Annotated in this window: 13 protein-coding genes; 6 read left to right on the top strand and 7 right to left on the bottom strand. The window is 56.3% G+C overall.

Annotated elements, in window-relative coordinates; genetic code table 11:
* Positions 1-4 precede the first annotated feature (4 nt).
* The 3 genes from VF639_RS02550 to dnaE all read right to left on the bottom strand — a co-directional run bounded on the left by VF639_RS02550 (position 5) and on the right by dnaE (position 5,870).
* Complete coding sequence (locus VF639_RS02550; RefSeq protein ID WP_331144312.1) at positions 5-940, bottom strand: TIGR01777 family oxidoreductase; 936 nt, start codon at positions 938-940, stop codon at positions 5-7.
* Positions 941-1,068: 128 nt separating this feature from the next.
* Complete coding sequence (locus VF639_RS02555) at positions 1,069-1,584, bottom strand: GbsR/MarR family transcriptional regulator (protein ID WP_331144313.1); 516 nt, start codon at positions 1,582-1,584, stop codon at positions 1,069-1,071.
* Positions 1,585-2,186: 602 nt separating this feature from the next.
* Positions 2,187-5,870 carry a DNA polymerase III subunit alpha gene (dnaE, locus tag VF639_RS02560; RefSeq protein WP_331144314.1) on the bottom strand — a complete coding sequence of 1,228 codons (3,684 nt, stop codon included), beginning with the start codon at positions 5,868-5,870 and terminating at the stop codon, positions 2,187-2,189.
* A 189-nt stretch (positions 5,871-6,059) separates the two neighbouring features.
* On the opposite strand from dnaE, the gene VF639_RS02565 reads away from it, so the two are divergent.
* Both VF639_RS02565 and VF639_RS02570 read left to right on the top strand, forming a co-directional pair.
* Entirely contained in the window at positions 6,060-6,593 is a 534-nt protein-coding gene (locus tag VF639_RS02565) for a hypothetical protein (RefSeq protein WP_331144315.1), read from the top strand.
* Positions 6,586-7,257 carry a hypothetical protein gene (locus VF639_RS02570; protein WP_331144316.1) on the top strand — a complete coding sequence of 224 codons (672 nt, stop codon included), beginning with the start codon at positions 6,586-6,588 and terminating at the stop codon, positions 7,255-7,257. The genes VF639_RS02565 and VF639_RS02570 overlap by 8 nt, the downstream gene beginning before the upstream one ends.
* A gap of 144 nt (positions 7,258-7,401) precedes the next feature.
* Here VF639_RS02570 and VF639_RS02575 read toward each other — a convergent pair whose 3' ends face one another.
* A complete protein-coding gene (locus VF639_RS02575) occupies positions 7,402-7,572 on the bottom strand; it encodes a hypothetical protein (protein ID WP_331144317.1) in 171 nt (56 codons plus the stop codon).
* Positions 7,573-7,764: 192 nt separating this feature from the next.
* Here VF639_RS02575 and VF639_RS02580 point away from each other — a divergent pair, with 192 nt between their 5' ends.
* Complete coding sequence (locus tag VF639_RS02580; protein WP_331144318.1) at positions 7,765-8,835, top strand: fatty acid desaturase family protein; 1,071 nt, start codon at positions 7,765-7,767, stop codon at positions 8,833-8,835.
* Between the two features lie 103 nt (positions 8,836-8,938).
* Here the strand turns inward: VF639_RS02580 and VF639_RS02585 are convergent, their stop codons facing one another.
* Positions 8,939-11,302, bottom strand: coding sequence for a LysM peptidoglycan-binding domain-containing protein (locus VF639_RS02585; RefSeq protein ID WP_331144319.1), 2,364 nt, complete (start codon positions 11,300-11,302; stop codon positions 8,939-8,941).
* Between the two features lie 283 nt (positions 11,303-11,585).
* Between VF639_RS02585 and VF639_RS02590 the strand changes: the two genes are divergently transcribed.
* From VF639_RS02590 to chrA, 3 genes are all read left to right on the top strand, one after another.
* The gene (locus VF639_RS02590; protein ID WP_331144320.1) at positions 11,586-11,696 is read left to right on the top strand and encodes a chromate resistance protein ChrB domain-containing protein; all 111 of its coding nucleotides are present in this window, start codon (positions 11,586-11,588) and stop codon (positions 11,694-11,696) included.
* A 26-nt stretch (positions 11,697-11,722) separates the two neighbouring features.
* Complete coding sequence (locus VF639_RS02595; RefSeq protein WP_331144367.1) at positions 11,723-11,830, top strand: AraC family transcriptional regulator; 108 nt, start codon at positions 11,723-11,725, stop codon at positions 11,828-11,830.
* Between the two features lie 101 nt (positions 11,831-11,931).
* The gene (gene chrA / locus VF639_RS02600) at positions 11,932-13,263 is read left to right on the top strand and encodes a chromate efflux transporter (protein ID WP_331144321.1); all 1,332 of its coding nucleotides are present in this window, start codon (positions 11,932-11,934) and stop codon (positions 13,261-13,263) included.
* Positions 13,264-13,342: 79 nt separating this feature from the next.
* On the opposite strand, the gene VF639_RS02605 is transcribed toward chrA, so the two are convergent.
* On the bottom strand, positions 13,343-16,297 hold the full coding sequence (locus tag VF639_RS02605; RefSeq protein WP_331144322.1) for a TonB-dependent receptor: 2,955 nt from the start codon (positions 16,295-16,297) through the stop codon (positions 13,343-13,345).
* A 189-nt stretch (positions 16,298-16,486) separates the two neighbouring features.
* Complete coding sequence (locus VF639_RS02610) at positions 16,487-17,128, bottom strand: O-methyltransferase (protein WP_331144323.1); 642 nt, start codon at positions 17,126-17,128, stop codon at positions 16,487-16,489.
* Between the last annotated feature and the right edge of the window lie 36 nt (positions 17,129-17,164).

Raw genomic sequence — 17,164 nt, forward strand, 5'->3', positions numbered from 1 at the left:
GCTGCTATGCCAATTGCAGCAGGTCGGCTACCGCCCGTTCACAGGTAGCGTAGCGGAATCGGAAACCGAGATTCAACAGCCGCTGAGGCACCACTTTGCGGCTTTTCAGAATCAGTTCGGTTTCGGTGCGCAGCACGAAGGCGCCTAATTCTAGCAGCCACGTAGGCTGCGGAAGGCGGAGCAACGGGCGCAGCTCCCGAGCCAGCAGGGTATTGAAGTCGCGGTTGGTAAGTGGGGTAGGCGCGCAGACGTTGAAGGTGCCTGCCTGGTCGGTTTCATTGATTAAAAACTCTATGGCACGACAGAAATCCTCGATGTGGAGCCAGCTAATCCATTGGTAGCCGTTGCCTTGTGGGGTGCAAAGCCCGCGTCTGGCCAGTTTCGTCATTACCGGAAATGCGCCCCCATCAGCGGCCAGTACGATGGAGGTACGGAGTGCGATCCGGCGGGTGTTGGGAGTTGCAGGAGCCCAAAAAGCAGCTTCCCAGGCTTGGGCAACATCCACTGAGAAGCCAGTGCCTATCTTCCCGTCCGTTTCGGTGTTGGCTCGCTGCCACCCGTCGGAGTGGGCATAAATGGTGGCCGTTGACGAGTTCAGCCACACCCGCGGCGGATTCACACAAGCCGCAACAGCTTCTCCCAGGACCCGGGTGCTATCTACTCGGCTGGCTACTATTTCACGCTTATTTGCTGCGGTATAGCGGCAGTCCACCGTGCGGCCTGCCATATTAATCAAGGCTGCTGCGCCTTCTAGCTCAACTGCCCAGGCGCCCAAATTGCGGGCATCCCATGGCACCTGATTGGGGCGACCAGTGGCACTCCGGCCAATAATAACCACCCGATAGCCTAGCTCCTGGAAGTGGGCCGCCAGGTGTTGTCCTAAAAACCCGTTGCCCCCGGCAATAACAATTTTCGGCTGATTTTCAGGGAAGCTATGCATGATCAAAAAATCTTTAAGGCGGACAAGAAAGCCAAGGGCCGAAAGCATAAAAGTGAATTATGTTGCGTGTTTATAGAAATTTCAAAAAATATTGAAACATGTTTACAAAAAAATATCAAAGGCTCTAACTAGGGGCGCATCAGCTTCATAAACGTGCTCAGAAACCAGTTCTCATCGGCCTTGATGATGGTAGCGGCCGTACGGTCGGCGAGTTCGGCGAAGTTCTGGATGTTGCCAATGGTTTCGGAAAAAGCCCTGGCTTCGGCCTCGGAAACGGTAGCCGAAGGCTCTACCTGCTTGATTTCACCGAGCACACGCATGATGGGCTCCAACTCCCGGCGGCGCCGCTCCTTCATAATCAGGGTAGCTACTTTGTGGATGTCTTTTTCGCCTGAGAAAAACTCCCGCCGCTCCCCGGGCCGCAGTTCCTTGCGCACCAAACCCCAGTCCATGAGGGCCCGCACGTTCAGGTTCACGTTGCCCCTCGAAATCTGCAGCTGCTCCATAATGTCTTCGGTGCTCAATGCTCCTTCCGACACCAGCAATAACGCGTGCACCTGCGCCATCGTCCGGCTCACACCCCAGGCCGAGCCCAGGGTGCCCCAGCCTTCAATGAACTTACGCTTGGCTTCTTCGAGTTGCATGGCGTAAATGTAGTAGATCATTTTAAACTTTCAATAAAATTTGAAAGTTTATTTTCTTGATTGATGGCTATTGTTTTGTCTTCTCTGTGTGGTAGGTCTTCGTGAGGAGACGTTTATAGGCAAGATAATTTTCAACGAAAGTTGAAGAGTCCATACGTGTGAACTTCCCAAACCCCGGCTTTAATATTGAAAGCGTGTCTGGGCCTTTATCTGGAACTACTCGCAGAGTGATAGGAAGTAGGTAAACCATACAACCCTGTCGAAGAGTTAGTGAATCACCTGTTTCATTAAGCTCTGCTCTGTGATGGCCATAATAGGTTGTTAATAATAGAAGATTGCCGCGTTTATAAACAATGATATCATCAGGTGGGTCACTCACTTTATGTGTGTTGATACTGCGCCATGCCCCCACCAAATTAGATTCGGTAACACACACTTTATTCTCGCAGCCACTTGAAAGCAGTAGTCCTCCAAAGATGAAACACAAGTAACAGCGCATAACAGAGGATTAATGGAGACGTGTAAAAACTGATAACGCAGTTACAACCCCTTATTGGTAGTAATATCTGCGTTATCAGTACTAAGTCAGGATAGCATGCAATCTAAATCAGCTGGCAGGCGTCGATTTCCATTTCCCGCATCCGGGCAATGAAGGCTTTCGGCTCGATGCGGTAGCGGCGCGAGTAGGTGTCGACGGCGAGGTGCTCGTGGGGCTCGGCGAACTTGATTTCCAGCTTCTTGCTGCCCTGGCTTTCTTCCACGGCCAACATGAACCGGTCCATGAACGGCTCGGTGATGGTGCGCAGGTCGAGCTGCACCCGAACGCCGTTGGAGAGCTTTTCGGCCACGTGGAAGAGCGGCTCCATGGTCATGATTTTGAACTCGAACTGGTCGGAGTCGCGGAAGCGCTGCTGGAACTTGCCGCGGATGAACATGGGCGGCACCTGCTCTTTGTCGTAGTTGCGGGGGTTGATGAGGGGTGAGAACTTCGAGTAGTCGTCGCGGAACAAGGCTAAGTTCAAGCTTGACTCGTAGTCTTCCACGTTGAAGCTAACGAAGGGGTGGCCGGTCTTGGTGGTCTTGAACAGGACGTTGGAAATCAGGCCGGCCACTGAAATGTCGCGGTTTTTGTAGTTCTCAATCTTGTCGAGTCCGCAGGTGCAGTACGAGTCGATTTCCAGCTTGAAGTCGTCGAGCGGGTGGCCAGACAGGTAGAAACCGACCACTTCTTTCTCGCGGCGCAGCTTTTCGGTGGGGCTCCACAACTCCATGTCCTGAATCTTGGGCATCGGAATAGTCATCATGTCGCCGCCGCCGCCGAACAGGCTTTGCTGGGCCGATTCTTTGGCGGCCTGGTGCTGCTGGCCCACTTTCATGGCCTTCTCGATGACGTTCTGGTCACCGCTCAGGGCCTCGATGTACTGGCGGCGGTGATACCGCTCAAACGAGTCGAAGGCGCCGGCCTGAGCCATGCTCTCGAACGTTTTCTTGTTCACGGCCCGCAGGTTCACGCGGCGCGCAAAGTCGAAGATATCGGCGTACGGGCCTTTTTTAGCGCGCTCCTGCACGATTTCCTCTACGGCCGCCTCGCCAGCACCCTTCACGGCCGCCATCCCGAAACGAATCTGACCCTGCTTGTTCACGTTGAACTTCAGGATGGATTCGTTGACGTCGGGGCCGAGTACGGCCACGCCTTGCTTGCGGGCTTCCTCGATGAAGAACGTCACCTTCTTGATGTCGCCCATGTTGTTGGTGAGCACCGCGGCCATGTACTCAGCAGGGTAGTTGGCCTTGAGGTAGCCGGTCTGGTAGGCCACCACCGAATAGGCGGCGGAGTGGGAGCGGTTGAAGCCGTAGGCCGCAAACTTCTCCATCACATCAAACACCTCGTTTGCCTTCTTCGCGGGAATGTTGTGCAGCTTTTTGGCGCCTTCCGTGAACTTGTCGCGCTCCTGCGCCATCTTTTTGAGGTCCTTCTTACCCATGGCCCGGCGCAGCAAGTCGGCGCCGCCAAGCGAGTAGCCGGCCAGAATCTGCGCGGCCTGCATAATCTGCTCCTGGTACACCATAATGCCCTGCGAGTAGTTCAGAATGGGTTCCAGCAACTCGTGCGGGTACTCTACGGGCTCCTTGCCGTGCTTGCGGTTAATGAAGTTCGGAATGAATTGCATCGGGCCGGGCCGGTACAAGGCGTTCATGGCAATCAGGTCCTCGATGTTGGTCGGCTTGAGGTCCTTGAGGTACATGCGCATGCCCTCGGATTCAAACTGGAACGTCCCGATGGTGTCGCCGCGCTGGTAGAGCTCGTAGGTTTTCTGGTCGTCCATCGGAATCTCATCAATGTCGATTTTGATGCCGTGGTTTTGCTCGATCAGGTTGATGGCGTCTACGATGATGGTGAGCGTCTTCAGCCCCAGGAAGTCCATCTTGAGCATCCCGGCACTCTCAATCACCTTGCCATCAAACTGCGTGACGAGCAGGTCCGAATCCTTGGAGGTGGAAACGGGGATGTACTTGGTGATGTCGTCGGGGGCGATGATAACGCCGGCCGCGTGGATGCCCGTGTTGCGCACTGAGCCTTCCAGCTTCTCGGCGAGACGTAGAATATGGCCGCGTAAGTTGTCGGGCGCGTCGTCGCGCCGGATGCTGTCGAGCTCCTGGTTTTCGGCAAAGGCTTTGGCCAGCGTGGTACCTACCTGATCGGGCACCATTTTCACTAGGTCGTTGGCGAGTGGCAAAGCCAAATCCATAGCCCGGGCCACGTCCTTGATGCTGGACTTGGCGGCCATGGTACCGAAGGTGATAATCTGGGCCACCTGCGTTTTACCGTACTTATCCACCACGTAATCAATGACTTTCTGACGGTTCACGTCGTCGAAGTCGATATCAATATCGGGCATGGACACGCGCTCCGGATTCAGGAAACGCTCGAACAGCAGTGAATACTTGATCGGGTCGATGTTGGTGATGCCAATGCAGTAGGCCACCGCCGAACCCGCCGCCGAGCCCCGGCCCGGCCCTACGGCCACCCCAATGTTGCGGCCGTGGTTGATGAAGTCCTGCGTGATAAGGAAGTAGCCCGCAAAGCCCATTGTTTCAATTACGCGCAATTCAAAATCGAGGCGCTCCTCGATTTCGGGCGTCCGGTCGGAATAGCGGCATTTCGGCCCTTCGAAAGCGCCTTTGAACGTGAGGTAACGCAGGAAGGCATCGGCGGTGGGGTGCTCGGGCGGCAGGGGAAAGTTGGGGAGCAGAATATCGCGCTGCAGCTTGGGCGGCGTAATTTTATCAACGATTTCGTTGGTGTTATCCACACTTTGCGGCACGTCGGCGAAGAGCGCATTCATCTCCTCCTGGCTCTTGAAATAGAACTGGTCGTTGGCAAAGCCGAAGCGGGAGCGGGGCCGCGGACCTTGTGCCTCCTCGTCGATGCGCTGGAGCTGGCGACGCATAACGGCATCCTGGCTGGCGAGCGGGCGCAGGTTGTCGAGGTGGTCGTAGTGCACCTTGTTGTCCTGCGAAATCAGGCGGAAATACTGCGTCTGGAAGTCGCCAACGGGGATGCTGTGCTCTTCCCCAGTATTCACGCAGAGCAGAATGTCGTGCGGCGCAAAGTCGGTTTGGTCGACGTAGTGCGAGTCGTTGGTGCAAATGACTTTTACATTGTGCTTTTTGGCTAAACCAAGCAGCACCTGGTTCACGTCTTCTTGGCTTTTGCCAGTGCCATCAAAGTTCATCAGCCCGTGCCGCTGAATCTCGATGTAGTAATCGTCTCCGAACACGTCGAGCCACCATTTCAGCAACTCTTCGGCTTTGGCCTCACTCTCGAACAGAATAGCCTGCGGAATCTCGGCGCCAATGCAGCACGAGGTAGCAATCAGGCCTTCGTGGTACTTGAGCAGAATTTCCTTGTCGATACGCGGAAACTTGGAGTATACGCCCTCGATGAAGCTCATGGAGCAGAGCTTGCTCAGATTATGGTAGCCGGCTTGGTCTTTGGCTAGCAGCAGCTGGTGGTAACGCTTGTCTCGCTCGCCTTTCTCGCGGCTGAAGGCCTTCTTGTGGCGGTCGGCCACCATGTAAAACTCGCAGCCCACAATCGGCTTCACGTTGTACTTATTGGCTTCGGCCACAAAGTTGAACGCCCCGAACATGTTGCCATGGTCAGTAAGAGCCACCGCGGGCATGCCATCGGCCTGCGCCTTTTTCATGAGGGCGGCTATGCTGGCCTGGCCGTCGAGAAGAGAGTATTGGGTGTGGGAATGCAGGTGCGAGAAGACGGGCATGGCAGGGAATTCTGAATTGATAACACTGAATTAGAAGGTATCGGTTAGCTGTTGAATTCAGCATTCAGAATCTCTAATTCAGAATTAGACAAGGGTAAAGTTACCACAGAACAAAAGTTAATGAGACACAAATTGCTCGCTATTGTATATTGCATATCGCAATACGCAATATGAAATTCGCGTTATTATATGGCAGTACATAAAGGAATGCGCCCGCAAGATGTTGTGGTGTTGCTGAAACTCATAAGCTTACAGACCAGCAAAGACGATTTTATCCGTCTTTCTGCACAGGCACAGATGGCAGTGTCGTTGGGCTTGAGCCAATCGGAGGTGTCGGCTTCGTTACAACGAAGCCGAATTGTACGCTTGGTAGGGGAAGATAAACGCGAGGTTTACAGAAGTAATCTACTGGACTTTCTGTTTTACGGCCTGCGCTACGTATTTCCTGCCGAGCCGGGCCCCTTGGTAGTGGGCTTGCCCACCGCTCATTCAGCCCCCCCGTTGCGTGATTTGATTGTTAGCTCGGAACCTTACGTATGGGCTGATTTGCAGGGCACAGAGCGAGGGCAGGCTATCGAGCCCTTGTATGTCAACCTGCCGTATGCTGCCCGCCAAGACAAGCTATTGTATGCGTTACTGGCCCTGACGGATACACTACGGGTAGGTCGTGCCCGAGAAATAAAATTAGCGCAGGAAAAACTCAGAGAATACTTTGATGCATAACCGGCGGAACACAGTTGCCATACAAGTAGTGGCTAATGCTTTGCGCGACATGCGGCAGGAAGTGGTTTTTGTGGGTGGCGCTACTATCGGGCTGTATGGCGATGAAAAAACGTCTCCTGAATCACGCCCTACGGAAGATGTAGACTGCATCATTGAACTGGCTTCGTACGGGGACTTCACAGAATTGGAAGAAAGACTGCGGAGCCGGGGTTTTCAGAACGATTTAGAGAGCAACGTGCAAATACGGTGGCGGTGGCAAGAGTACACTGTAGATATAATGCCAACAAATGAGCGTATTCTGGGCTTTAGCAACCTGTGGTATAAAACCGGGATGCAAACGGCAATGGAATATAACTTGCCGGACGCCAGCACAATCCGGATTTTAGATCCGCCGCACCTGCTCGGTACCAAGTTTTGCGCTATGAAGGACCGAGGCGAAGACCTGCGTTACGACTCCGATTTCGAGGATATTCTGTACGTGTTGACCTATCGGCCGCAGGTAGTGGAAGAGGTGGTAGGCAGTTTGCCGGAACTTCGGGCATACTTGGCAGCGGCCGCCGCCGAGTTGGTGGGTCGAAAAGACATTCGCGCCATACTCGATGCTGCCAAAGACAGAGATATTACTGTAGAGATACTATTGAATCGGCTGCGCCAACTAGTTTAGGTGGAGCTAAGTGAGCCAGGTCTATCGAAGCTACCAGCTTAATTATTGCACCTCAAGTAGTTTCGACGACTGGTGGGCATTTAGTCTTGAAGTGGTGGAACTGCTCGTTTCGGCCAATATTTCCACGCTAATGCTAACGCCGCGCTAGGCTTCGCCTTCTTCCTGCAAGCCCGGCCCATAGGAGTTCAGGCCCGTTAGATACAGGCTTTGGTTGTCAATACTGGTTTTTTCGTGGGTAGGCGGCATCAGATGGGCTGAGCGCCGGAACCTCATCCGCCGCAAACTGCCTACCTTGCGTACCTCAAGTATACGCATCGGGAGCAAGGCTACGTTGGTGTAGTAACATCTTGGGGCAACTTGGTCTTTTATGTTCGCTCCCATCCCTTACTTACTCAATAGCTTACGCCAATAGACGCTGCACAGCGTCTGGAAGGACATCTATAGCTGTGGCCGCTATTTAGCTTTTACATCACCGTCCGACCGAACCCACCGGTCAATATTCACTCAATGAAGCATTTGGTTGCCCTCACCGATCCGGTCTACGACCAGACGGCCCCCGTCTCTCGTTTTGGCCGGTTCCTGCTACAGTTCATTCAAGACAAGCGCGACCTGCCGTTTCTCTATCTCATTCTAGAAATATCGGGCACGCTGCTGCCCCTGGCGGCCTTGCTGTTCTGGCCGTCTCTCGATAACCGAGTTTGGTGGGGCGCGCTGGGCGTGTATATGTTCCTGACCACCTTCTACTTCAAGGGTCCGTTTGGGCTAATGCTGCACTGCACCAGTCACCGCATCCTGTTCAAGAAGAAGTACGCGCAACTCAACCACTACATTCCGTGGGTGATAGGGCCGTTGTTCGGGCAAACGCCGGAAACGTACTTCACCCATCACCTGGGAATGCATCACCCCGAAAACAACCTGGAGGACGATGAAAGCTCGACCATGGATTACCAGCGCGACTCGATAGCTAGTTTCGGCCGCTACCTAGGGAGCTTCTTTCTGATCGGGATTCCGCGGCTGGCGCAATATTTCACCCGTAATCAGAAAAGTAAGCTGCGGCACCGGCTGCTGCGCGGCGAGGTGCTGTATATCGTGGCATGCGTAGTATTGGCCTTCGTGAACCTGTCCGCCACGTTTGTGGTGTTGGTGCTGCCGGTGTTTGTGACGCGGACCGTGATGATGCTGGGCAACTGGAGCCAGCACTCATTCATTGATGCTTCGGACCCTGCCAACTGCTACACCAACAGCGTGACCTGCATCAACACCAAATACAACCACAAGTGCTGGAACGACGGCTACCACATCAGCCACCACCTCAAACCCGCTCTACACTGGACCGAGCACCCCGCGCATTTCCTGCGAAACGCGGACCACTACGCGCAGAACGATGCCATCGTGTTCGACGGCATCCACTTCCTGCACATCTTCGCCTACCTCATGACTCACCGCTACGACCTGCTGGCTAAGCATTTCGTGAACCTCGGCAACCGATACACCTCCGACGCCGACGTCGTTGCCATGCTGAAGTCGCGTACGCAGCGCATTGTGCCCGTAGCCGCGACGGAGCGGGTGGCAGCTTGACAGGTTGAGTATGGCGTTTCAACCCAGTATCGGGGGCAGCCCATGGTTTAGACGAGAATAAAAAAGGGGCCAGCTGCTATAGCTGGCCCCTTTTTTGTTGGTACTACTTCGTCTGTGGCTGTTTCGTTGATTTGATAATCAGCACATCACCGGGGCGCACGTTGAAGTCGGGTTTGTTGTTCCACTCCATAATCTGCTTGATGGTAACTTCGTATTTCCGCGAAACCGCATACATCGATTCGCCAGCAGCTACGGTATGCCGCACGATAACGGGCTCAGACGCAGGAGCAGTTGATGCGGGAGCCGGCGCCGGCTTGGGAACTGGCACTGAACTGGCTGGTTTGGGAGTGGCCGCCGGCGCCGGCGTCGAGGCTGTGGTAACTGAGGCCGAAGCTTGCGGAGCCGTGAGACGCAGGGCCTGGCCTAGCTGGAGCGGCGCGTTTGGCGGCAGATTATTCCAAGCCATTAAGTCGGCTGGGCGGAGGCCGTAGCGCCGGGCCACGGAATAGATTCCTTCTTTTGCTTGCACCACGTGCAGGCCGTTGGCCGGTATACGCTCCATCGTGCCAGCAGCTGGTGCTGCGGGAGGCACGGTGGTAGAAGCCGCCGGGGCGGGCGTAGTGGGCTTGGGCGCCGTGGTGGTAGCGGCAGGAGTGGTTTTAGCTGAGGCTGTGCTTGGAGTAGGAGCGGGCGTGGTTTTGGACGGCGTCGTTACTGGTGCGGCGGGTTTAGGGGCTGGCTTGGCTGGGGCAGGCACTGCTTCGGCTATAACTTCCGGCTCAGTGGTTGGTGCAGTTGTCGTCTCGTCGGCTACGGGAGCGGGGGCAGGCACTGCCTTTTGAGGAGGCTGGGCGCTGTATACGCTGCGTGGTTTGGCCGGAGCAGCAGGCACTGGTACCGGTGCGGAAGCAGCAGCGGTGTCAGCAGGTTCCGACGCTGGGGGCAGGCTGTTTAGGTTTTCGGTGGTAGCATCGGTGGCGCTGTCGGGCTGCGTTACGAGGCCTTGCGTGGTGGCCGTGGTATCGGCGGCTTCTGAAGCATCTTCGAGTACGCGGCTGGTATCGGCCGTTTTGCCTCGGTAGGGCTCTGTCTCGTCGATACGGCGCTTTTTAGGCGCTGGTTGAGCTGCTGGTGCTGGAGCTGGGGTAGGTTGTGCGGAGGGCGTCGAGCCAGCCGGGCGCTCGAAGGCCGCTAGCGCCGTGGCGTTTTTGCTGTCGGCATACTCAACTGCTACATCCCGGGGGCGCGTGTGCTGCAGCCATAGGATGCGGCCGGGCCGCAGTTCCTCGTTGCGGGCCATCCGGTTTTTGCTGAAAATGGCCTTGGCCCGAATGCCATACTTCTGCGACACCGTGGCCACATTCTCGCCGGGCTGCGCCACGTGGTATTCGCTGGCAGCTTTGTCGCGCTTCTTTTGCACGAAGTAAGGCTGGCCGGGCACGATGTTGTCGAAGGCAAACAGGTCGTTGTACTGCATGAACTTGCGCATCTTCAGGTTCGCCCGTTGCGCTAAGCTTTCTTTGGTGTCGCCGGGCAAGGCTATCAGCGCCCGGATGCCGTTTACGCGTACGTATTCGGCATTCTGTGGGTCCGCCTGGGGTTTGTTGAGCAGCTGGCCGGAAGTAGCGTTTTTCTGCTGCGCGGCAATGGCCGTTCGTTGAATTTCGTCTACTACAGGCACCAGAATGGTGTAAATCTTGTCGGTGGGCACCGTGGTTGTGAGCAGCCACCGGTTGTGGCGGGCCATTTCGGCGGGGTTGGTTTGCAGGGTCTGGGCAATGTTAACCAGGGTGAAGCCGGCGGGGGCCGGGAATTCCTGGAAGGCCAGCGGCGGCTTGGGGTTGAGCCCCACAGCCGGTTCGTAAGCTAGCTTGTGCGCCAGCATGGTCAGGATGTAGGGGTGCGTCTGCTCGCTGATTTCCAGCTCCGTGGCGTCGAAGTCGGTGGGCAGCGTGTAGGACTTCACGCCGCCGGAGCCGAGGTTGTAGCTCAGCAGGGCATCAACCCAATTGTGAAGCGCGGTGTTGTTGCGCTTCAGGTACTTGGCCGCCGCGTGCGTGGAGGCCACAATGTGCTTACGCTCATCCACCGCATCGTTCATAACGAGGCCATAGTCCATGGCGGTTTCGCGCTTGAACTGCCAGTAGCCCACCGCGTCATGGATGCTTTGGGCATCACCTTGCAGCCCACTTTCCTGCACGGCCAGGTAACGGAAATCCAACGGTACGGCCTCTTCCTGCAACACCCGGTCGATGATGGGGAAGTAGGCGTCAGCTAGGTTGACACGGGCCTGGAAGGAGGTGGGGTGGCTGCGCAGGGCGTCCACTTTTTGCTGCACTGCTTTGCGCCCGCCATCAGTGAGGCGCAGGTGTAAACCCGCAAAATCTACTTCAGCCGGCACGGGTACGCTTTGGGCGCCGGCCAGCAAAGGCCAGCAGCAAAACAGCGTGAAAAGTATACGTTTCATAGGAAGGCAAACGCGAAGCCTTGGTTGCGCGACTGTTGCTCATCCAGGCTCCAACACCACAAAGTAGGCGAAAAAACAGCGTAATTGGCAGTTGGGGCCCGGAAAAAGCCTATTACAGATATCTTTGAACCTGCATTTTACAGCCCGAAGTCTGGTCTCGGTACACTTAGCTACCGGGTGGGAATAACGTCCGCACCACCGCTAACAGAACACATACCCGCCAGCGGTTAGCTGGTAGCAAACCTATCGGGGTTGAACCTGCTTCTGTATCTTCACGGGCCAAGTGAGTAGCAACCTTATGCAGTCGGTAACCCGTGAACACCCCAAAATCGACCGTCTGGCTTGTCCCTGGCTGATTATCCGGTTTATTGACCCCGCCGTTGAAATCTGTTAATATGCCCGTCGGGCACACTATCAGAAATTGCTTACCTGACGGGCTTTTCCGATCAAAGCCATTTCACCCGTATTTTCAAGCAGCATACTAACTTAAGTCCCTTGGGCTACCGTAAAAAGCGGCAATCTGGGTAAAGACTATAGCAAGCGTAAATCCCGTTCTATTTTCCGACGGCTGTCGGCCGTAGCATCGCAACTGATGGCCCGGCAAGCAAAACGGCTGGAGTCGCAACTATATGGCTCAACTTCTGATACCCGTTGTTAAACCCACCTTTGCGGAAGCCCTGCGCTTCTGGCTGAAGCTAGGCTGTATCAGCTTCGGCGGGCCAGCCGGCCAGATTGCCGTCATGCACACGGTGCTGGTAGAGCAGAAACGCTGGATTTCCGACGCCAAGTTTCTGCACGCGCTTAATTACTGCATGTTGCTGCCCGGCCCCGAGGCGCAGCAGCTCGCTACCTATATCGGGTGGCTGCTGCACGGTACGCGCGGCGGGCTGGCAGCCGGCATTCTGTTTGTGCTGCCTTCGGTATTTATTCTGCTGGCTTTGAGCTTACTGTACGTTACGGTGGGTACTTTGCCCGCTTTGCAAGGTGTTTTTGGCGGACTGAAGCCGGCCGTGGTGGCGGTTATTCTGCTGGCGGTACTCAAAATTGGCCAGAAGTCTTTGCTTGGGCCGCTGCACTACGCGGTGGCGGCTGCCAGCTTCGTGGGCATTTTCTGGCTGAATGTGCCTTTTCCACTGCTTGTTGTGGGGGCGGCCGTTGTGGCCTTGCTGGCCCGGCGGTTTTTTCCCGCCCCCGTTGCTACGGCCGCGGCGCAGGTGCGGGCCGCCCAAGCCGAGGAAGGCTATTACCTGACCACGCAAACCGTGGTGCCTGGCACCGGATTTTCGGGGCCGCGCCTGCTGCGCCAAGTAGTAGCGGCGGTAGTATTGTGGGCGCTGCCGCTAGGAGGGTTGGCGGTGCTGGGCCCCGATTTCTTTTTTTGGCGCACGCTAAGCTTGTTCTTCACGCAAGCTGCCCTTGTAACTTTTGGCGGGGCCTACGCCGTGCTGCCGTACGTGGCGCAGGTAAGCGTCGAGAAGCTGCACTGGCTTTCGCAGGGGCAGATGCTGGATGGGCTGGCGCTTGGCGAAACCACACCGGGGCCGCTTATCATGGTGCTGGCTTTTGTGGGCTTCATGGGCGGTTACACGCACTTTGGTGGGTCGTTGGGCCTGGGGGCCCTGGGCTTGCTGGCCACCACTTACTACACTTTTCTGCCCTGTTTTGTCTTTATTCTGGTGGGCGCGCCGCTTATCGAGCGGACGCAGCACAACGTCCAGTTAAAGGCCGTGCTGAGCGTTATCACGGCGGCGGTAGTGGGCGTGGTGCTGAATCTGGCGGTGTATTTGGGCCGGGCCGTGCTGTTCCCGGGCGGACGTCTGGCGCTGAATGAGTTGCACCTGCCTAGTCTGCTCTGGTTTTTGGTGTCGGTGGTGGCGCTGTACCGGTTCAAGCTAAACTTGATTCTCTGGATTGGCATCAGTGCCGGGGCTGGGTTGCTGTATTACTGGTTGGGCCTCTAAGCGTAACCCACCAACCAAAAAGAGGTCCGGCAACACTGCCGGACCTCTTTTGCGAGTAGATAACAAACACCTTAAAAAGTTACAGGTCGCCACCGGGCCGGTCGAAGCCGCCTCCGCCGGGAGGGCCCCCTCCCTCACGCCGGAAGTTGCCCGGTGGGCGTTGCCCGTCGGTGGGCCGGTTTTCGCCGGGTAGCGCGTTGGGGCGGCCGTTGGCGCCGTAGCTGCGGATGTTGTAAGTGAACATCAGCATCAGGTAGCGCTGCAAAATGTTGGTGCGCACGTCCTCGGTGTAAGCCGCCGTGTTGTTCACTTGAATACTATTGTTCTGTCCTAGCAAGTCGAAGGCATACAGCTTGATTTCAGCCTGTTGCTTGGCCATAAACTTCTTGCCGATAGAGGCATTCCACAGCACAAAGCTCTGGTTGTAGCCCGCCGACAATCCGGTGTAATACTGATGGTTCACATCCGACTGTACCGTCACACCCTTCACAATAATCCAGGAGAAGCGCAACGAGGTGTTCTGCCGGAAGTAGTTCCGGTTGAGTTGCTGCTGCAAGCTGTTGCGCACGTAATTCTGGCTGGAATTCGACGAAACGGTGAAGTCCAGCTCGGGGCTGATATTGCTGCTTACTACCACGCCTAGCCCGCCCGAAGGCGTGCGGCTGTAGTTCAATTCGCCAAACACCAAGCCGGGCGTTTGCGAGTAGCCCACGTTACCGTTCAGGTTCAGGTTGGATTTCATGAACGTCAGCGGCAAGCTGTAGTTGGCAAAAGAGCGCAACGAGTACTGCTGGTCCAGGTTAACGGGCCGGGTCAGCTGGCCGCCTACCGGAATTACCACGCCCGACACCGTTAGCGGCTCATCGATGGCGTAGATAGTGCTGTTGGTGATGTAGTTGTTGGTAAGCGAGCCATTGAGGGTCACAAAAAACGAAGTCGATTTCTCGGGTACCGCCGACGAGTAGCGGATATTAAAATTGTGCTGCGTAGCCTGGCGCAGATCGGGGTTGCCGGTGGTTAGCTGCAGTGGATTAGAGTTGTTTACCACTTCCTGCAACTGGCTGATGCTCGGCGGATTGGTGTTCACGCGGTAAAAAATACGCAGGTTCTGCTGCCGCGAAAAATTATAGCGCAGCATGGCGTTGGGCAGCACGTTCAGGAAAGTGCGCTCGGTAATGGCTGGCCGCGGAAACTCCTGGTCGCTGCGCAGTTGGGCGTGCTGCACCGAGGCGCCCACCATCCACTGCAGCTCCTTGTTCTGGTAGCGGTAAGTCAGCCCCCCGGCGTTAGTCAGGTAACGGCTCTTGAATACGCTGCTAAGCGTGTCGTTCAAGGAAGTATAGGCCTCTTCGCCGGTCACGTAGTCGTAGGTGCGCTTATCGGATTGGTTGGGCGTGTAGGAAATCCGGTACTCGGCCTGTAGCTGGCTGTACTGGCTGATGGGCTCGGTGTAGTTGAGGTTGCCGTTCCAGGACCAGCCCGTTTGGTTGAGCTGCGAAAACTGGTTGAGCGCCGTTGTTTGCGTAACCGAGTCGCGGGTAGATTCGGTGTTGGAAAGTAGGTTGTTGTCGCCTTCACGGGTGTTGTAGTTGGTATTCACTCCCAACGAAATCGTGCGGCCGCGCTTGGCGAACCGGTGCCGGTATTGCAAGTTGTTGCTGGCGTTGATGCCGGTAAAGGCCGAGCGGTAGCTGCTGTTGTTGCTGCCCTGCGTGAAGTCCGGCTCCCCTTCATTCACCTGGAAGGTGCGGCCACCTAACACGCTGTTGCCGGTGTTGCGCTGCACCGACAGACGCGGCTGCCAAACAACCGAGTTGGTTGAGTCGAAGCGGTGCTCGAGGCGCAGGTTGAAGCGGTTGTTGATGTTGCGGCTCGTTGAAAGCGAGTTTTCATTGTAGCGCTGGTCGAGCGGCCGATCCACGGGCGCCACGTAGCGCCGCAGCAGGCTGGTGCTGGCCGTGTTGTCGCTGAGGTTGAAAAAGTAGCTGCTCGTTACGTCGGTGTTGCGGCCCCACGAGTTAGAGTAGTTCAAGCCAATAGCGTGGGTTTTCGAGATACCCCCCGATTGATTGACCAGAAAGTCGCCTGCGTTGTTGCCCTGGCCACCCTGACCGCCGCCGCGGCCACCCCGGCCGCCGCCACCGCCTCCCGAACTGCCCACCACGCCAAGTAAATCCTCGGTCCCGAAGTTTTGCTCGTTGATGTTGTTGCTCTGGGCCACAATCGACATGCGCTCCTTGCCCTTGAACGAGTTTAGGTTGCCACTCAGCCGGTACCGGTCGTCCTGGGGGCCGTAGCCAGCCAGCACCCGCCCAAACTGCCCGTTCCGGAACTGCGGCTTGGTTACGATGTTGATAGTTTTCTGCTGATTGCCGTCGTCGAAACCCGTGAACTGCGCCTGGTCGGAAGCGCGGTCGTACACCTGAATCTTGTCGATGACCTCGGCCGGAATATTCTTGAGGACTGCGTCGGGGTCGTTGCCGAAAAATTCTTTGCCATCCACCAGCACCCGCTGCACCTGCTCGCCCTGGGCCTGTACCTTCCCGCTGGTGGGGTCTACGGTCACCCCGGGCATTTTGGTGATGAGGTCCTGCGCGTTGGCATCAGGATTGGTTTTAAACGAACCAGCGTTGAACTGCGACGTATCGCCTTTCTGAACGGCCGCGGCGGCTTTGCCCACCACTTCCACGCCTTTCAGTGCTACCCCGCCTGTACCAAGCGCTAGGGCTCCCAGGGCCAGTGGCTGGGTTGTGAGGGTAAGTGAGCGTTGTAGTGTCTGGTAGCCCAGAAATGAAATCGTGAGCTGGTAGCGGCCCGGAACCAGGCCCGACACCGTGAAATTGCCGCTCACATCGGCCGCCGCGCCACTCTTCACGGAGTCGGCGGCCAGGCCGCGCACCAACACGTTGGCTCCAATAAGCGGCGACTGATTCGAGGCATCTACAATGCGCCCGCTAATCGAGCTCGTTTGTGCCTGGGCAACTCCTATGCCTGTGAATATGAGTAAGAAAAAGAGTAGAAAACGAAGATGCATAAGCCAAGAGTAAAGTTCACTTTGGCATAGACGCGAGTTAAGCTTAAACGTTTAATCAACTATTCAACATATTTTAGAATTGTCCTCAGTTCGCAGCTTTCCTCCTTGTTCATTGGCATTTAAAGCTCTTAAGCCTTGCATAAATGCCCCCGCGCGGCGGCGCAAAAAGAGAATGTGCTGAGACAGTAGTTAAAGCTTGCGCACTAGCAGCAACCCGTCGCGCAGGGGCAGAAACACATTTTCAACCCGCGAATCGGCCTGTACTTTGTCGTTGAAGGTCCGGACGGCCAGCGTGTCTTTGTCGGAAGCTTTGAGTTGATGAGCAGCCAGCACTTTACCGCCCCAGAGCACATTGTCGATCAGCAAAAAGCCTCCGGCACTCACCTGTGGCAATACCAGTTCGTAGTAGGTGTCATTGTTAATTTTGTCGGCGTCGATAAATACCAAATCCCAGGGACCAGCCAGATTTGGCAGCACCTCCGCTACCGGGCCCATGTGCAGATGCAGGCGTTTTGCCAGCCCTGCCGCTGCGATGTAGCGCCGTATCCGGTCTTCTAGCTCCAGGTTGAATTCTATGGTGTGCAACTCACCATCGGGCGCCAACCCCTCGGCCAGGCACAAGGCTGCGTAGCCCGTAAACGTGCCCAATTCCAGCACCCGCCGGGGCCGTATCATATGACTGATCATGCTCAGCAGGCGGCCCTGCGCGTGCCCCGAAAGCATCCGGGCGTGTAGCAGCTGCACATGCGTTTCCCGGTTGAGCTGCGCCAGCAACGGCGGCTCGGGGGTGGTATGCTGGTCGGCGTAGCGTTGGATTTCGTCTTCGGGCATCAGGCAAAAATAAGGTTCTAGCACCAACCTCACCCC

Origin of the sequence: Hymenobacter sp. (assembly GCF_036387835.1) — a bacterium.
Taxonomy (GTDB): Bacteria; Bacteroidota; Bacteroidia; order Cytophagales; family Hymenobacteraceae; genus Hymenobacter.

Coding starts and splice junctions, on each gene's coding strand:
- VF639_RS02550 (WP_331144312.1), bottom strand. CDS start 940: ATGCATAGCTTCCCTGAAAATCAGCCGAAAATTGTTATTGCCGGGGGC.
- VF639_RS02555 (WP_331144313.1), bottom strand. CDS start 1,584: ATGCAACTCGAAGAAGCCAAGCGTAAGTTCATTGAAGGCTGGGGCACC.
- dnaE (WP_331144314.1), bottom strand. CDS start 5,870: ATGCCCGTCTTCTCGCACCTGCATTCCCACACCCAATACTCTCTTCTC.
- VF639_RS02565 (WP_331144315.1), top strand. CDS start 6,060: ATGGCAGTACATAAAGGAATGCGCCCGCAAGATGTTGTGGTGTTGCTG.
- VF639_RS02570 (WP_331144316.1), top strand. CDS start 6,586: ATGCATAACCGGCGGAACACAGTTGCCATACAAGTAGTGGCTAATGCT.
- VF639_RS02575 (WP_331144317.1), bottom strand. CDS start 7,572: ATGCGTATACTTGAGGTACGCAAGGTAGGCAGTTTGCGGCGGATGAGG.
- VF639_RS02580 (WP_331144318.1), top strand. CDS start 7,765: ATGAAGCATTTGGTTGCCCTCACCGATCCGGTCTACGACCAGACGGCC.
- VF639_RS02585 (WP_331144319.1), bottom strand. CDS start 11,302: ATGAAACGTATACTTTTCACGCTGTTTTGCTGCTGGCCTTTGCTGGCC.
- chrA (WP_331144321.1), top strand. CDS start 11,932: ATGGCTCAACTTCTGATACCCGTTGTTAAACCCACCTTTGCGGAAGCC.
- VF639_RS02605 (WP_331144322.1), bottom strand. CDS start 16,297: ATGCATCTTCGTTTTCTACTCTTTTTCTTACTCATATTCACAGGCATA.
- VF639_RS02610 (WP_331144323.1), bottom strand. CDS start 17,128: ATGCCCGAAGACGAAATCCAACGCTACGCCGACCAGCATACCACCCCC.